This is a genomic window from Sphaerochaeta halotolerans (assembly GCF_003429665.1).
GTDB lineage: Bacteria > Spirochaetota > Spirochaetia > Sphaerochaetales > Sphaerochaetaceae > Sphaerochaeta > Sphaerochaeta halotolerans.
The window spans coordinates 83,826-98,944 of sequence record NZ_QUWK01000001.1 but is presented as its reverse complement, the minus strand read 5'-3'; the positions used below and the strand labels follow the sequence as shown (position 1 = coordinate 98,944).

Sequence of the window (15,119 nt, the reverse complement as noted above, 5' to 3'; positions counted from 1 at the left end):
TGCTGTATATTCAGTATATGAAAAGCAAAAATACCCGTAGGCTCAGCCTAAGTCTCATAGTATTGTTGATGATTCTTCCCCTCTTTGCAGGGGGCTCGGTGGAACAGGTTCTTGCTTCTCCGCTGTCGGGTGGCTATACCTCCCAGGGATCAACGGTAGACCAAATCTCAATCGATATGGCCTCCTTGGAGCGGTTATACCGCTATGTGGATTCCATTTATATCGATGAAGTCGACAAAGAGAAAATGTTCAATGACCTTGCTACAGCGCTGGTCGCCAGTCTCGATGACCCCTATTCTTTCTACGTACCACCTTCTGAGGCGAAACAGTACCAGGAAGAGACAGTAGGAGTGTATGGAGGAATCGGGACCTATCTCAATAAACCAGTTCCTGAAAACAAGGATCCTGGTGATCCATCCACCTATATGATCACCATCGTCTCTCCGTTCCCAGGTTCTCCTGCCCAACGGGCTGGTTTGCGTGCTGGAGATTTGATCAGTCATATTGAAGGGGAAGCGGTAGATGAGTTGACCAGTTATGAAGCAAGTATGCTTCTTCGGGGTGAACCCAATACCACTGTCACCATTACCGTCTATAGGAATGGAACTTCCTTCGACATTACCCTGGTACGGGAGATGATTACTACCCCGACCGTGGATAGCGGTGTACTGGAAGGTGACATTGGGTATATCATTCTCTATGAATTTACTCCCCAAACCGGGAAACAACTTCTCGAACATGTTAAGAAGCTCATGGAAGAGGACATCGTTGGACTCATCATTGATGAGCGCAATAATGGAGGAGGAGCGGTTGATGGAACCATGCAAGCAGCAAATATTTTCCTGGAAGAAGGGAAGACGTTGGTTACCATCCAAGGAAAGAAGGGAACAAAAAGGGATCAACGGTATATCTCCAGTGGAGACCCAGAGGTTCCTTTGGATCTTCCTATCGTCATCCTGACAAACAAAGGATCAGCATCCTCTGCAGAAATTTTTGCTGCGGCAATGAAGGACAACAATCGGGCAACCTTGATCGGTACAAAAACCTTTGGAAAGGGTGTCGTACAGGATGTATTCCAATTCGGAGATGGATTTGCCCAGGTAACCACTGCACACTACTACACCCCCAACGGGGAGAATATCCACAAGAAGGGTATCGAGCCCGATATACTGGTGGAGGATGTAGAACTCAGTGAGGAAGAAATCCCACTCTTTGAAGCGCTGATGACAGAAAATGTCCTCTCCTCCTATGTCCAGAAGTACCCAGAGCCGACAGATGAACATATCAGGGCATTTGCCGAACAGTACAAGGAAAGAGGAATCAATGAGGAAATTCTGCTTTTGCTGATCAGAAACGAGTATCTCTCCAAGATGCCCTATGAAGATCGTCCTATTGCAGACCCCATATTTGATAGGCAATTAAGACGAGCCATTGAATTTATTAGGAATGGATCGTGAGGCAGTATATCCTTCCAAAAACCTTCAAAGGGGAATCCTCTCTGGTACTCAAAGGAAAAGAGAGCCAGTACCTGAGCAAGGTGCTTCGACTCAAGGAAGGGCAACACATTCTTGGTCGTGACCAAGAGGGAAAGGCCTATCAACTCACAGTTGATAGAATAAGCAACCGTGAATGTACGCTCTCCTGCCAACAGGTAGAAGAAGATGCATCGGTCCAAACAACCGATGCACTTCCTTCCTATACTGGTCCCTATCCAAATTTGACGCTTATGCAGTGTCTCTGCAAAGGGAAAAAGGAAGAACAGATTGTTCGCCAAGCAACAGAAATTGGAACCAGAGAGATTGTACTTATTCAAAGTAGATATTGTGTGCCAGATCTATCAGGGAAACGTGAAAAAGCTTTGGACAACCGCTTCCAACGGCTGGATCGACAAGTCAAAGAGGCTTTGCAGCAGAGTGGCTCTCCAGTCCCCACTGAAATTGTTCCAAAGGTTATTGCACTGACAGAAATCCCAAAGTGGTGGAACAACCGTGGCCTTGCACTGTTCTTCCATCAGAGCAAGCGTCAAGAAACCCAGAAAACGCTTCATGAACTCATTGAAGAGATACCCATAGAAACCCCAATTGCCTTACTTGTCGGCCCAGAAGGTGGATTGAGCGAAGAGGAGTGCATATTCCTTGAGGATGCTGGATTTCATCCAGTACTCTTAAGGACCAATATTCTCCGTAGCGAAACTGCAGGAATGTATGCACTTTCGGCAATTCAGACCATTATGACAGAGAAGAAAAACTACTGAACCGGTACACCTCTCAAAAAGAGAGTAGAGCACGATTCTCACAGCTTTCATAGTATACCAAGGAATACACGAATCCAACCTTGTTGCCTCTCCCTCTGCTGTCTCGGGTATTCCTATGATTATATATTGGGGAGTCTCAACATGTCTCTGTTCATCATCTCTTCGGATTGGCGATTCAAAGAGCAGTTTAAACATCATTTCAACCAGAGTTTTCTTCATGAATTCACTATTTCCCATAAACTTTTGGAAGCACTGGATACCAGCTCTGTAAAACCAGAGCTGGTCATCATCGACGAACGAATGAGCAAGGGAACCCAACGTTCAATCCTTGAACAACTTACCTATCAGAAGTGTAAAATCCCGATTCTGCTCTTTTCCAGCGATGAAACCCAAATAGACAAGCAATTCTGTAAGAACCTTATTCTTCATGTAGTACAAAGGAATGGTATGGATTTTGATTCCCTCTTTTCCTATTTAGATCGTTTTCTCGGAGAAACAGAGGGAAGAGAACCAAAAAAAACCTATGTCCCTTGTGGGCTGATCGGTAACAGCAATCGTATGCAAAATCTCAGAACAGACCTCTACCGTTATGCAAAACAGAATTGTTCGATTCACCTCTATGGGGAAACAGGAACAGGAAAGGAACTTGCGGCAACGTATATTCATCGCCTCTCTTACCCACATCGGAACATGATTTCGGTCAACTGTTCACTTCTCTCCAGCTCGTTGGGAAACTCAATGTTCTTTGGCCACGCAAAAGGGGCCTTTACAGATGGGAAAACGGAGCTCCCGGGATTGGTCCACGAAGCTAACCAATCGACACTATTCCTGGATGAAGTGGAGAACCTCTCTCTTTCTTTCCAAGCCTACATGCTCAGACTCCTGGAAAATGGGCAGTACCGGCGTTTGGGAGATACACAGTTGCATACCTCGCGATTCCGCCTCATCACTGCTTCCAATGAAGACCTCGTATCGCTGATGCAAGCGAACCGGGTCCGCAAGGACTTCTTTTATCGTATCAACGATGTGAGTATCACCTTACCACCACTGAGAGAGCATCTAGAGGACATTCCTCAGCTTTGTGAACACTTTCTGCTTCGCTGCAAATCCAAGAAACAGGTGGATGACAAAGGGCTGGAACTACTGAAGAGTTATCATTGGCCTGGAAATGTACGCCAGCTCTTCTCCACCATCAGACGATGCATGATCAACAGTGTAGAAGAGCCGGCCATAGTGGTTAGGCATGATGATATTTATGTGAGTTGACGAAAAGAACTCCTACCACAGGAAGTACCGCTTTCCATACTGAACAAGATTTTATCCTGAAAACAGATTTGCATTGGGCAAAACACATCAACACATATTTCAACCTAAGTAACCTTTGAAGGTGAGTTACTGCACCAAAACGCAACGTGCAAAGGTTGTGGATACCTTGTTGACAACTCGTCTATTTGTCATAAATCCAACCTCTTTACTAAACAATAAGAAGTGCATTAAACCTATATAAAAATACGATGAAATCTATTTGGTAAACTTATGTTTTATTTATTATAATGTAAATAGTTATCATATTCTTTGGTACTATATAAAAACCATTGTTTCTTATTAGAAATCTGTCTTAACTGCACCCACTTGCAACCTGGGTATCACTTGCTTGTGGATAACTTGTGGATAACTTCTGGACAAGTGAGTGAACTCCAGTAAAAACAGGGAGTTACACATCCCGCTCGATGGCCAGACCCAATGCTTGGAGCTTGCCACACAAATTTTCATAACCGCGTTCAATTTGATAGATATTCTGGATTACACTGACCCCTTTTGCACATGCAGCGGCAATGACAAGCGCCATTCCAGCTCGCACATCGGGACTGGAAAGTTCTGAACCTAGAAGTTGGCTGGGACCATTGACTACTGCTCGATGCGGGTCACAGAGAATAATATCCGCGCCCATTCTGATCAACCAATCAACGAAGAACATCCTCGACTCAAACATCTTCTCATGGATAAGAATAGAACCTTCCATCTGGGTGGCACAGACCGTGATGATACTCAACAGGTCGGCAGGGAATCCAGGCCAAGGGGCGTCATCAATCTTTGCTGTATGACCTCCTACTTCCTTTGCAAGAATCCGTTTCTGGTTTTTCGGCACAAGGATGGATGAAGGACCATCGGCAACGAAGGAGATTCCAATTCGTTCAAAACCCAAACGAATCATTCTCAGTTGCTCAGGGTCGACACCCTTGAGCAGCAACTGACCTCCAGTAGCACCAGCAAGGCCGATATAAGAACCGGCTTCCATGTAATCTGCGGTAAGACGAAATTCACAGCCATGGAGTTTCTTCTTACCGGTGACATAGAGACGGTTGGAACCAATTCCCTCAATATGGCACCCCATGCTGTTGAGCATTCGACAAAGATCCTGTACATGGGGCTCACTCGCTGCATTGCTGATGATGCTCTCGCCTTCGGCGAGCGAAGAAGCCATGATGACATTCTCAGTAGCCGTGACGGAAGCTTCATCAAGGAAGATATCATTTGCCTTCAATCTGCTTCCCTCGGATTTGATATGGATCTCCCCTTCTTCATTGATCAGGCAAGAAGCTCCTAAGGCCGAAAGACCAATGAAGTGGGTATCAAGTCTACGAAGCCCGATAACATCCCCTCCTGGAGGAGTCAAACGAACTTCATTGATTGTAGCCAGCAATGGTCCTAAAAGAAGAATGGACCCCCTGACCGATTGAACAAGCTTCTTCTTGAGATTCCCGTTCCTGCCTCCGCTCATGATGGTGTAGGTGTTTGCATCCTCTTTGACAACCTTGGAACCAAGGTTTTCCAAAAGCTTGATCATAACCTGAACATCCTCGATATCAGGGACGTTCAATAATCGAACAGGGTCATCAGTCAGCAAAGTGGCAGCAAGACACGGTAGTGCACCATTCTTGTTTCCACTGATTTGCACCTCCCCGCTTGCAGGATTCCCCCCGGTTATCCGATATGCTCCCATTGTTGCCTCCTCGTCCATCCTACCCTTGGCTCAATAGTTTCGCAAGCTTCTTGTTGAATACAGATGGAAAGCAATGGTAGAATGGCTGTACATGAAAGAGCGTGAGCACATAATCTATGGCATTGGGAATCCCCTCATCGACATCATCGTCAGTGTTGAGGAAAATGACATAACTGCACTTGGAATCCATAAGGGTACCATGGCTTTGATTGGCCCACAGAGAATGGAAGAGCTTATGCTCCTCTCAAAGGAACGCAAAACAACCTACAGCTGTGGAGGTTCCTGCCCCAATACCATCATTGCTCTTGCCTCCCTGGGAGTTACTACAACCTTGGCAGGGAAAATTGGCAATGATGAGAATGGACGTATGTATCAACAACGCCTCAAGGAGCTTGGGGTTGGAGATCAACTTGTTACAACCGACAAGGAAATGACTGGTTCCACTGTTATCCTCATCACACCAGATAGTGAACGGAGTATGAACACCTTTCTAGGAGCGAACCGGCTCTATGAGATGTCTGATGTAGATGAAAAAACCGTAGCAGAAGCATCCTTCTTTCACTTTACTGGCTATATGTGGGATACAAAAAGCCAGCAAGGGGCCATTAAAAAAGCATTGGGCATTGCAAAAGCCAACAATACAGTTGTCTCTTTTGATCTAGCAGATCCCTTCGCCGTTGGACGCTATCGAGAACCGTTCCTTAACCTTATTGAGCAAGATTGTGATATTGTTTTTGCAAACCGTGAAGAAGCAAGAATCCTCTTTGACAACTATGACCCCTATGAGTGCTGCCGCTCCATGGGTAAGCTCTGTAGGACAGCCATTGTTAAGAATGGGAAAAAAGGCTCCTACGTCTGCCATGAAGGGAAGATTATAAATATCCCAGTCAAGGGACCAGTAGTCCCTACTGACACCACAGGAGCTGGAGACGTATATGCTGCAGGTTTTCTCTATGGACTGTACCATGGCTACTCAACCAGGAATTCAGGTACGATAGCATCCATCCTTGCTGGGGAGATTATCACCCAGCGTGGTGCCCAGTTCAGCAAGGAAAAAGCAAAAGAACTCAGAGATCTCTTTGCTTCAGGAGATTGGAAAACGCTGTAACATCGGTTTTGCCAGCGTCAGCATCCCTACCGCCCCCACAAGAGCAGAAACCTTCCAGAAGAACGCAATACCTCCCAAGAGAAATAGTGATGCGGCAAATACATTTGTCAAAACTCCACCAGCCTGCAAGCTGAATGAGGAGAGGCTGATCATACTTGTCCTTACCCTATCCTCTGCCACCTTGTTCAATACATAGGTTCCTATCACTGAAAGTACTCCAAGCAGGAGATAGATTAGGGAGAACACACCCAAAAACCATAGGATGTTTGTGCTCATGGAGAGCAGTACCTGAAGCATATAGACAAGGATAAAGAGTATACAATAGATGCCTATAGGGCTCTTATGACGTACTATTTTCTTCCCAATTACCGATCCAAGGATACTGATTGAGAAAATGATGGCTGTCGTCACCCCCAGTATCCAAAGCATGGAATCATTCAGGAGCAATGCTTTGAGATACGGCTGCCAATAGCTCTCAAGGGAGGCCAGCAGCATCCCTTGCAGAAGTACACTCGCACTGTAAAATACAAGAAATGGAGAGGAGCGTAAAACAGAAGCAAACAAACGAAACTGTTCCCCATATGAGCTACGCTTTATATCCTGGGCTACCTCTTCCTTGATGGATAAGGTCACAAGTACCATAGATCCAACCAACAACACCATACGTACAAGAAGCAGTGGTTGGGTGAGGGAGGGACCATCTTTACCAAAGGTAAGCAGCCACCCTCCCAGTAGGGCCCCTACACTGAGGGAAATTCCTGAATTGATCTCCAAAGCATACACAAGGTCCTCGAGCTTGCCTCCTGCTTTCTGCCCATCCTCAATATATTTTGCATCGAGACTCCCACTTCCAAAAGCTCTTCCAAGACCGGTAAGCAAGAATCCCAAACCAAGCAGGTAAAGGGAGTCAAATAAAGTACAAATGGTTCCCACCAAAGAGAAGGCAAGCCCAAGGAGAAAACTTGCTTTCCTTCCCCAGGTATCGGCAAATACACCACTTGGAACCTCGGCCACCATTACAGCTATCGAGTACATGACCATGATCACGGCCAAATACTCAAGTGGATATCCCTTGCTTATTATAATCAGACTCATTGCAGGCAGGGTCACTCCTAACGCAAGATAGGAAGCAGACAGACTGGCTAGATAGGGGGCAGGATGAAAGGTACTGCTAAGCATGGTAGGCCATCAGCGAGAAAACAAAAAGCTCAGTCCCGTCCTCTTTCTTCTCCTTCTCATCTATAAACGCTCTGATAAGCTTATAAAGCTCATCAGCCTCCGGTTTACTGAGGTGTATTACCCCGGAAAGCTGGTCTGCTTGGAAATGACCATTTTCATCAGTAAATGATTGCGCCTTCTTGTAAAAGTCATCATGGATTTGCTTGGCAATCACACCACAAACAAGCTTTCTTTTCTCCTCGGCGAGGGAGCTGAAACTTACCGTTACCAAACGCTTTCGATAATAGGTAGCGGTAATACCGTGGATCAATTCAGTGTGATCAACCTCGACTACCTGCAACTCCATCAAACGAGATACATGATGTTTTGCACTGGAGGGGGTCATCCCGAGTGCATCACTGAGCATCTTGGCTGTCATCGGTCCCTGTACGCTCAACGCATGTAAAATCTGCTGCCGTTTGGGATGCATGTAGATTTCCAACTGTTTTCCATCTTGTATATAAAGCATCTTCATAACAATATATATATCATAACAATTAGTGTTATGTAAATCTCTGATATTATCTTGTAAAAAACCGTGGTTCTTGGTATTATCTGTAGTGACGTCGATTTGTCAGCCTCCCGGCTTGCGGGCGTCAATAAAGAAACTTGCTAAAAGGGGAGCGTATCAATCCATTCGAGTTGAGTTCCCCCTTCCGCAGTTCCATAAGGAAGGGTGTAGTATGTTAACACACGGTTCACACATTTTCACTTCAGAATCAGTCAGTGAGGGACATCCGGACAAGGTCTGCGACCAGATTTCCGATGCCATTTTGGATGCTTGTCTTGCCCAGGATCCACAGAGCAGAGTTGCTTGTGAAGTCTTTGCAACTACGGACAGGGTCGTGGTAGGAGGAGAACTCTCCACCAAGGCAACTATCGACATCGAACAAATTGTCCGATCTACAGTAAAGGAAATTGGATATACCGATAAAGGATTCGGCTTTGACTATCATACCCTTACAGTGATGGATTTCACCAATACCCAGTCACCAGACATATCCATGGGAGTTAGCGCAGAGACTTCATTGTACGGTCAACAGGGTGCAGGAGACCAGGGCATGATGTTCGGGTATGCCTGTAATGAAACAGAGTGTCTTATGCCAGCTCCAATTTATTGGGCACATCAACTCCTGGAGAGAGCAAGCATGCTCAGAAAAAGCGGGGAAGCCCCCTTCTTGAGACCCGATGCAAAGAGTCAAGTTTCTCTGCTGTACCAAGAGGGGAAACCGGTGCATATCGACTCGGTGGTCATCAGTCATCAACATACAGAACAGGCACGACGTGATACATTGATCCCATACCTCACCAAGGAAGTCATTGAAGCGGTTCTTATGCCTACAGGTCTATTGAATGAGAAGACCAAGATGTACATAAACCCAACAGGGAGATTTGTCACAGGAGGCCCTGCAGGGGACACTGGATTAACAGGTAGGAAAATCATTGTCGATACCTATGGCGGCATGGGCCGCCATGGGGGGGGAGCCTTTAGTGGAAAGGATCCCTCCAAGGTTGACCGCAGCGGTGCCTACATGGCTCGCTACGTTGCAAAGAACCTGGTGGCAAATGGCTTATGCACAACCTGTGAGGTCCAACTCTCCTATGCAATTGGAGTTCCTTATCCCATCAGTGTCTATGTCGATACCTTTGGAACTGGAACAGAGGACGATGAACAGTTGGAAAAACTGGTGCGGGAGAAGTTTGACCTCACTCCTGCAGGCATCATAAAGACCTTGGATCTAAAAAGGCCTATCTACCAGAAGACCATGAACTATGGACACTTTGGCAAGAGTGACCTTCCCTGGGAACAGATTATCTCACTCGCTTGAGATTCGGCTGCAAGAGGAGCAATCTCTCTTGCAAGCCAACAACCTCCCGCTCACCAAGAGCGGGTAGGTTGATCCTCTCTTCATCCTTCTGCCTGTAATCCTTCGGTGTACGATAGAAGGTAAGTACCCAACGGTTTACTTCAGGCAGCATGGTAGCAATCTCAAACAAATCAGCTTCCCCCAAGGTTGGAGCCAAAGTGGTTCTTACCTCCCATCGAAAGGCAGGATGCGTCCCTTGATACTCCTGAAGCAAAGACACACAGCGTTGTACATTTTTTGGGTCGGCCCCTTTTCCTGCAATTTCCCGATACCTTGCCCATGGCGCTTTCACATCCAGCGCAACGTAGTCGAGCAGTCCTGCTTCCAACAATTCCAAAAGCACTTTAGGCCGACTCCCATTGGTATCCAGCTTGGTAAAAAACCCCAGGTCTTTTGCCAAGAGAAAGTATTGGGCGAGCTCACCATGCAAGGTAGGCTCACCACCACTGATGACAACTGCTTGTAGAAAACCAACCCGTTTCTTCAAGAAACTTTCTATCTCTTGATAGCCAATACTCCCATTCTGATGAGCAATCAAGGAACGGTTATGACAATAAAAGCAGTCATAGTTACATCCTTGGGTAAAGAGAACACAGCTCAACATCCCTGGATAGTCCAGGAATGAAGAGCCTTCAACACCACTGACAATCATGACACCTTTACCGTATACGACTTTCTCTGACGATGCTCCTCTTGCTTTCCAGGATGGAAATCCTCCTTGGGCCTGAGATACCCAACCACCCTGGTCCATACCTCGGTCTTTTCCCCGCAGTAGGGACAGAATTCGACCTCACCATCAAGATATCCATGGTTCTTGCAGGTAGAAAAGGTTGGGGTAAGGGAGACATAGGGAAGTTTGTAACGGGTACATACATTCCTCACTAACTGCTTGGCAAGCTTTGGGTCCTCTATTCTCTGGGCAAGATAGAGGTGCAGGACCGTTCCTCCTGTGTATTGGCACTGCAGGGCGTCCTGCTTCTCCAACGTCTCATAGAGGTCGTCTGTATATCCTACTGGGAGCTGCGAGGAATTGGTGTAGTATGCAACCTTCTCGCCTGCGGTGATGATATCGCCAAATGCTCTCTTATCGAGGTTAGCCAATCGATAACTGGCTCCCTCGGCAGGAGTCGCTTCAAGGTTGTAGAAGTTTCCGGTCTCCTCCTGAAAGCCTTGAATGCTCTCTCGCAAGGAAGTGAGTACCTGCAGGGCAAAGGACTGCCCTTTCTCGGTTGTCAGGGATCCTTCCTTGCCGAATAGATTGAGACATGCCTCTTCCATTCCCACGATACCGATGGTACTGAAGTGGTTTGCCCAATAACGTCCATTACGTTGCTTTACCGCTTCCAACGAACATTGACTGAATGGATACATCCCACGTTCCGTTTGTTTCTCGATAACGTTCCTCTTGATCTCAAGACTCTCCTTTGCAAGCTTGGAAAGACCATGGAGTGCAGAGATGAATTCTTGTTCATCTTGGCTCTCATAGGCAAGCCGGGGAAGATTCAGTGTCACCACACCAATTGAGCCAGTAAGTGGATTGGAACCAAAAAGCCCTCCTCCCCGTTTCTTGAGCTCAGAGGTATCGAGTCTGAGTCGGCAACACATTGAAAGTGCATCCTCAGGAGAGAGGTCACTGTTCACATAATTGGAGAAGTAGGGAATCCCGTATTTGGCTGTCATCGCAAAGATGGAATCCACAACCTTCGATTCCCAAGGAAATTGCTTGGTCACATTGTAGGTAGGGATTGGGAATGTGAAGACCCTGCCAGAGGCATCACCTTCCTCCATCACTTCACAGAAGGCGAGGTTGATCAGATCCATCTCTTTTTGGAATTCTCCATAGGTCTCTTTCTGTGCGACCCCTCCCCGGATGACCGGAACATCCTGCAAACTGGAGGGAACGGTTATATCAAAAGTAAGATTGGAGAAGGGGCATTGAAAGCCTACGCGGGTAGGGACATTGAGATTGAAAATGAACTCCTGCATAGCTTGCTTTACCTCCATAAAGGTGAGTCCATCATATCTAATGAAGGGAGCACAATATGTATCGAAGGAAGACCAAGCCTGCGCTCCTGCACACTCACCTTGAAAGGTGAAGGTTGCATTTACTACCTGTCCCAAGAGCGCCCGAAAATGTTTTGCCGGGTTACTGGAAACTTTCCCGTCAACACCTCCAAAGCCTGAGGCAAGGAGTTGACGAAGGTCCCACCCACAACAGTACGGTCCAAAAAAGCCAAGGTCATGCAGATGCAGAGCTCCCCTCTGGTGTGCACCACGAATTGTCTCTGGATAGATTTCATGCAACCAGTACTGTTCGGTAAATCGTTCTCGGATGTAGTTGTTCATACCATTGACCGAACGACGGGTATTGGCATTCTCCTTGACTCTCCAGGTTGTATCATCAAGATACGCACTGAACATATCATTGGTTGCCTTGATCAAGGCTTTGCCCTCTCTCACCCGTTCCCTGTCCTTACGGTACAGTATGTAGGCTTTTGCCGTTGCTTGATAGGCATGTTCCATCAAGGTTTCTTCAACAAGGTCCTGGATGTGTTCCACCCCAACCTTTTCCATCTCCTTGACCTTGGACAAAACGAGGGTGGCTACCTTTTTGGCATCCACATTTTGTCCTGCAGCATTGGCTGCTTTTTCGATTGCATCGATGATTTTCTGAACCTCGCAGAGAACCACCTGCCCGTCTCGTTTTACCACTTGCTGTTGCATGGTTTCCTCCTGGCGGAGACAAGACGTAAAAAGAGGGTGCTCTAAAGCACACGCCTTATGTCATGCTCCGTGACGGCGTGTCTGTACAGGCAAGGTCTTCTGGCTTAGGTTCTTCATCCCAGGCTCCTTCCCAGATTTCTCCAGTGGACCTTGCCCGGAACTCCCCATCACAGCGGCGGGACCGCGTAGGCTTCTACACCTAACTTCCCTTTTCCTATACACACAAGATATAGTGTTTTGTGCCATACGGCACACCAGCAATAGTATTTCTGTTCTACTTATATGTCAAGCACTAAAAAGCGGGAACCGTGATTGGCTCCCGCTGTTGGATCAGTTTCTCTCGTTCGAGATTCGGATTTGTTTATACAGTCCGTCTCCTTCACTCTTGGTTTCCACACCACCAAAATCATTGAGTGCAGTATGGACAAGCCTTCGCTCATACGGATTCATCGGTTCAAGCAACTTGCTCCTACCACTCTTCCGCACCTGTTCAGCCGTCTTGAAAGCCATTCTGATCAATTGCTCCTCATGCCGCATGCGATAGTTCTCACTATCGACGATGACCTTCATGTCAGGGTCAAGCTGCCCAGCATAGACATTGGCAATAAGTTGAATGGCATCCAGATTCTTCCCTTTTCTCCCGATGATGATGTTTGAGTTGTTACTCTCAATATTCAGTCCAAGCTTGCGTTCCTTTCTAAACCCGATGGATACGCTGCCTTCATAGCCCATCTTTTCCAAAATAGTGGCTACAAATGCAAGCAACTTATCTTCAAGTTCACTGTTGATAGGCTGTTCCAGTTCTCTTTCATCATCCTCAAATGTATCCGGTTCCAGATTGCTTCCATCGTCAAAATGAATCCTGATCTTTACATTACTCTTCTTGAACAGTCCTTTCCTGACCGGTTCAACGATTTCCACATCGAAATCTTCACGCTCAATATGCAGTTCCTCAATTGCTTTTGCAATAGCTTCCTGCTCAGTACGTCCTTCGAATTCTTTCATCATATGTTACTCCGTTCGGGGGAAGCTCCCCCGCAGTTGAATTTCTATTTATGTCCCTTTCCCTTTGCCCTAGGGAATTGGGGCACGTTGTTTTGCGCTTCTTCGGCTGCTTCTTGCTGCTTCTTCTTGTTGGTATACAGCTGCTGGACGATGGATAGTGCATTCATCACTGACCAGTAGAGAATCAAACCAGAAGGTGCATTATACAGCACAAAGAAGAACATCAACGGCATTCCATAGGTCATGAATTTCATCATGCCCTGCTGACTACCTGCAGTTGAGGCGTTCTGGGTAATTTTCATTGAGTAAATCATACTTACCGTATAGAAAATAGGCAGCAAGTGCAGTTCATTGCCGAGGAACGGCAGGTTGAACGGTAAACTGGCAACCATATCAGGACGGCTCAAGTCGGGAATCCATCCCGGGATGAACATCGCCCCACGAAGCTCAAAGTGCTTGTTGAGCAATCCGTAGAAGGCGATAAGGATGGGGAACTGCAACAACATGGGAAGACATCCACCCATTGGGTTGATCTTCTCTTTCTTGTACATGGCAGCCATCTCTTCGTTCTGCTTGGTTGGATTGTCAGGGTACTTTTCCTTGATCTCCTGCATTTTTGGAGAGAGGGATGCCATCTTTGCAGTAGATTCCATGCCTTTCTTGGTAATCGGGTACAGTGCCAGCTTAAGAAGGAAGGTCAGAATGATAATACCGATACCATAGTTTGGGATTATCTTGTAGAGCAGGTTCAAGATGGTCTTCAGGATTGTCTCCAACCATCCAAGCCACGAACTGCTGTCCAGTGCTGCTTCAAGTTGCAAACCGGAAACACCAAAGCTATTCAAGGAGGCATCGTTGTAGATAACCATATCTCTCTTGAGCTGTGGACCTGCATAGAACCTGAAGGTATCGGTCTGGGCTGCACTCTTGATGGTTGGCCTGCTCAGGTAGATGCTTGACTGCAATGGAATGCCTTCGCCAGAAACTTCACTCAAGCTGACCATGTAATTGGTAGCATCAGGAATTGCAATCAGGGAGAAATACTTACCAACAAGAGCAACCCAGGAGAGTGGCTTGGTTGTTGTGTATGCACCATTGCTCAACTTGACCTGATCCTTCTTGGAAGATCCATCTTCCTTGATGTAAAAACGACGATAGTTGTAGTTGTTATCAAGGGAAGTGAAAGAAGGTCCAATCTGTGGCTCAAAAGCGAGTGTATATGCAAAATTCTCAAATGAGAGTGGAATCGCTTTATTTTCGCTGTTTCTGGTCTCTACATCAATTTCAAAAAGGTAATCCTCTTCACCAAATGTGTAGGTCTTGGTTATGGTAAATGGTGCTCCAGGAGTCTTTCCATCTTCCTCGAGGAGGGCAAACTCCTGAGTGAATTGCACTTGGTTTCCAATGATCTGATAGCGGAAGTTTGCATCAATGGGATTGGTCTTGTCATTTCCTGCATATAGCAAGAAAGCATCATTGGAGGTTGCATCCTTGAACAAGAGTTCGACTGGTTCTCCGTTATCTAGGTGGTCTTTCAATTTGAAGGAGGCAATCGATGCACCATTGGGGTTGAATTCAATCAAGAAATAGTTTGTTTCAAACGTGAATGGAGTACTGTTGCCTTTATTGCCAACTGCAACCAGTGAACCTGGTAGGTTGCTGTCCCACGCTATATTTGCTGAGACTTGACTCGATTGGGCTGGTGCCAAATAGGTGGTATCACCAGTGGTGGTCCTTGAGGTTTCAACACGTTCAGTGGTAGGCACCATTTCTGGTACAGGCGGCGCAAAGAAGGTGGCTTGAATGGTCATCCCTAGGGTAATGACCAATACGGATAGAACAATGGCTAGAATGGTATTTTTGTCCATATCTGCTCCTGATAGGGGGGATGTTTAGAGAAGAAAATAATCACAGGAAAGATAGGACAGAACAACAGAA

General features: G+C 46.5%; 12 protein-coding genes and 1 riboswitch. Of the genes, 5 read left to right on the top strand and 7 right to left on the bottom strand.

The window, feature by feature from the left end; all coding sequences use genetic code 11:
* Positions 1–17 precede the first annotated feature (17 nt).
* The 3 genes from DYP60_RS00455 (at position 18) to DYP60_RS00445 (ending at position 3,520) form a co-directional block, all read left to right on the top strand.
* A complete protein-coding gene (locus tag DYP60_RS00455; RefSeq protein WP_165849453.1) occupies positions 18–1,457 on the top strand; it encodes a S41 family peptidase in 1,440 nt (479 codons plus the stop codon).
* Positions 1,454–2,254 (top strand): RsmE family RNA methyltransferase, encoded by an 801-nt coding sequence (locus DYP60_RS00450; RefSeq protein WP_117328901.1) that lies wholly within the window; start codon positions 1,454–1,456, stop codon positions 2,252–2,254. The genes DYP60_RS00455 and DYP60_RS00450 overlap by 4 nt, the downstream gene beginning before the upstream one ends.
* A 141-nt stretch (positions 2,255–2,395) precedes the next feature.
* Complete coding sequence (locus DYP60_RS00445) at positions 2,396–3,520, top strand: sigma-54-dependent transcriptional regulator (protein WP_117328900.1); 1,125 nt, start codon at positions 2,396–2,398, stop codon at positions 3,518–3,520.
* Between the two features lie 448 nt (positions 3,521–3,968).
* On the opposite strand, the gene murA is transcribed toward DYP60_RS00445, so the two are convergent.
* Positions 3,969–5,258, bottom strand: coding sequence for a UDP-N-acetylglucosamine 1-carboxyvinyltransferase (gene murA / locus DYP60_RS00440; RefSeq protein ID WP_117328899.1), 1,290 nt, complete (start codon positions 5,256–5,258; stop codon positions 3,969–3,971).
* 91 nt (positions 5,259–5,349) lie between these two features.
* Between murA and DYP60_RS00435 the strand changes: the two genes are divergently transcribed.
* A complete protein-coding gene (locus DYP60_RS00435) occupies positions 5,350–6,366 on the top strand; it encodes an adenosine kinase (RefSeq protein ID WP_202384457.1) in 1,017 nt (338 codons plus the stop codon).
* Here DYP60_RS00435 and DYP60_RS00430 read toward each other — a convergent pair.
* On the bottom strand, positions 6,343–7,545 hold the full coding sequence (locus DYP60_RS00430) for an MFS transporter (protein ID WP_133299257.1): 1,203 nt from the start codon (positions 7,543–7,545) through the stop codon (positions 6,343–6,345). The two genes, DYP60_RS00435 and DYP60_RS00430, sit on opposite strands and share 24 nt — an antisense overlap.
* A complete protein-coding gene (locus tag DYP60_RS00425) occupies positions 7,538–8,053 on the bottom strand; it encodes a winged helix-turn-helix domain-containing protein (protein ID WP_165849452.1) in 516 nt (171 codons plus the stop codon). The genes DYP60_RS00430 and DYP60_RS00425 overlap by 8 nt, the downstream gene beginning before the upstream one ends.
* A gap of 214 nt (positions 8,054–8,267) precedes the next feature.
* Between DYP60_RS00425 and metK the strand changes: the two genes are divergently transcribed.
* Complete coding sequence (gene metK, locus DYP60_RS00420) at positions 8,268–9,413, top strand: methionine adenosyltransferase (RefSeq protein ID WP_117328896.1); 1,146 nt, start codon at positions 8,268–8,270, stop codon at positions 9,411–9,413.
* Here metK and DYP60_RS00415 read toward each other — a convergent pair.
* The 4 genes from DYP60_RS00415 to yidC form a co-directional block, all read right to left on the bottom strand.
* Positions 9,397–10,104 carry an anaerobic ribonucleoside-triphosphate reductase activating protein gene (locus DYP60_RS00415; RefSeq protein WP_165849451.1) on the bottom strand — a complete coding sequence of 236 codons (708 nt, stop codon included), beginning with the start codon at positions 10,102–10,104 and terminating at the stop codon, positions 9,397–9,399. The genes metK and DYP60_RS00415 overlap by 17 nt on opposite strands.
* Positions 10,101–12,176: a ribonucleoside triphosphate reductase gene (locus DYP60_RS00410; protein ID WP_117328895.1), complete on the bottom strand. Its 2,076-nt coding sequence runs from the start codon at positions 12,174–12,176 to the stop codon at positions 10,101–10,103. Before DYP60_RS00410 ends, DYP60_RS00415 begins: the two co-directional genes overlap by 4 nt.
* A 71-nt stretch (positions 12,177–12,247) precedes the next feature.
* Positions 12,248–12,450: riboswitch (cobalamin riboswitch) on the bottom strand.
* A gap of 56 nt (positions 12,451–12,506) precedes the next feature.
* Positions 12,507–13,184 (bottom strand): RNA-binding cell elongation regulator Jag/EloR, encoded by a 678-nt coding sequence (jag, locus tag DYP60_RS00405; RefSeq protein ID WP_117328894.1) that lies wholly within the window; start codon positions 13,182–13,184, stop codon positions 12,507–12,509.
* A gap of 41 nt (positions 13,185–13,225) precedes the next feature.
* Positions 13,226–15,049: a membrane protein insertase YidC gene (gene yidC / locus DYP60_RS00400; RefSeq protein ID WP_117328893.1), complete on the bottom strand. Its 1,824-nt coding sequence runs from the start codon at positions 15,047–15,049 to the stop codon at positions 13,226–13,228.
* Between the last annotated feature and the right edge of the window lie 70 nt (positions 15,050–15,119).

Bases quoted from the DNA above. Each gene is read 5' to 3' on its own strand.
- DYP60_RS00455 (WP_165849453.1), top strand. From the start codon at position 18: ATGAAAAGCAAAAATACCCGTAGGCTCAGCCTAAGTCTCATAGTATTG.
- DYP60_RS00445 (WP_117328900.1), top strand. From the start codon at position 2,396: ATGTCTCTGTTCATCATCTCTTCGGATTGGCGATTCAAAGAGCAGTTT.
- murA (WP_117328899.1), bottom strand. From the start codon at position 5,258: ATGGGAGCATATCGGATAACCGGGGGGAATCCTGCAAGCGGGGAGGTG.
- DYP60_RS00435 (WP_202384457.1), top strand. From the start codon at position 5,350: ATGAAAGAGCGTGAGCACATAATCTATGGCATTGGGAATCCCCTCATC.
- DYP60_RS00430 (WP_133299257.1), bottom strand. From the start codon at position 7,545: ATGCTTAGCAGTACCTTTCATCCTGCCCCCTATCTAGCCAGTCTGTCT.
- DYP60_RS00425 (WP_165849452.1), bottom strand. From the start codon at position 8,053: ATGCTTTATATACAAGATGGAAAACAGTTGGAAATCTACATGCATCCC.
- metK (WP_117328896.1), top strand. From the start codon at position 8,268: ATGTTAACACACGGTTCACACATTTTCACTTCAGAATCAGTCAGTGAG.
- DYP60_RS00415 (WP_165849451.1), bottom strand. From the start codon at position 10,104: ATGATTGTCAGTGGTGTTGAAGGCTCTTCATTCCTGGACTATCCAGGG.
- DYP60_RS00410 (WP_117328895.1), bottom strand. From the start codon at position 12,176: ATGCAACAGCAAGTGGTAAAACGAGACGGGCAGGTGGTTCTCTGCGAG.
- jag (WP_117328894.1), bottom strand. From the start codon at position 13,184: ATGATGAAAGAATTCGAAGGACGTACTGAGCAGGAAGCTATTGCAAAA.
- yidC (WP_117328893.1), bottom strand. From the start codon at position 15,049: ATGGACAAAAATACCATTCTAGCCATTGTTCTATCCGTATTGGTCATT.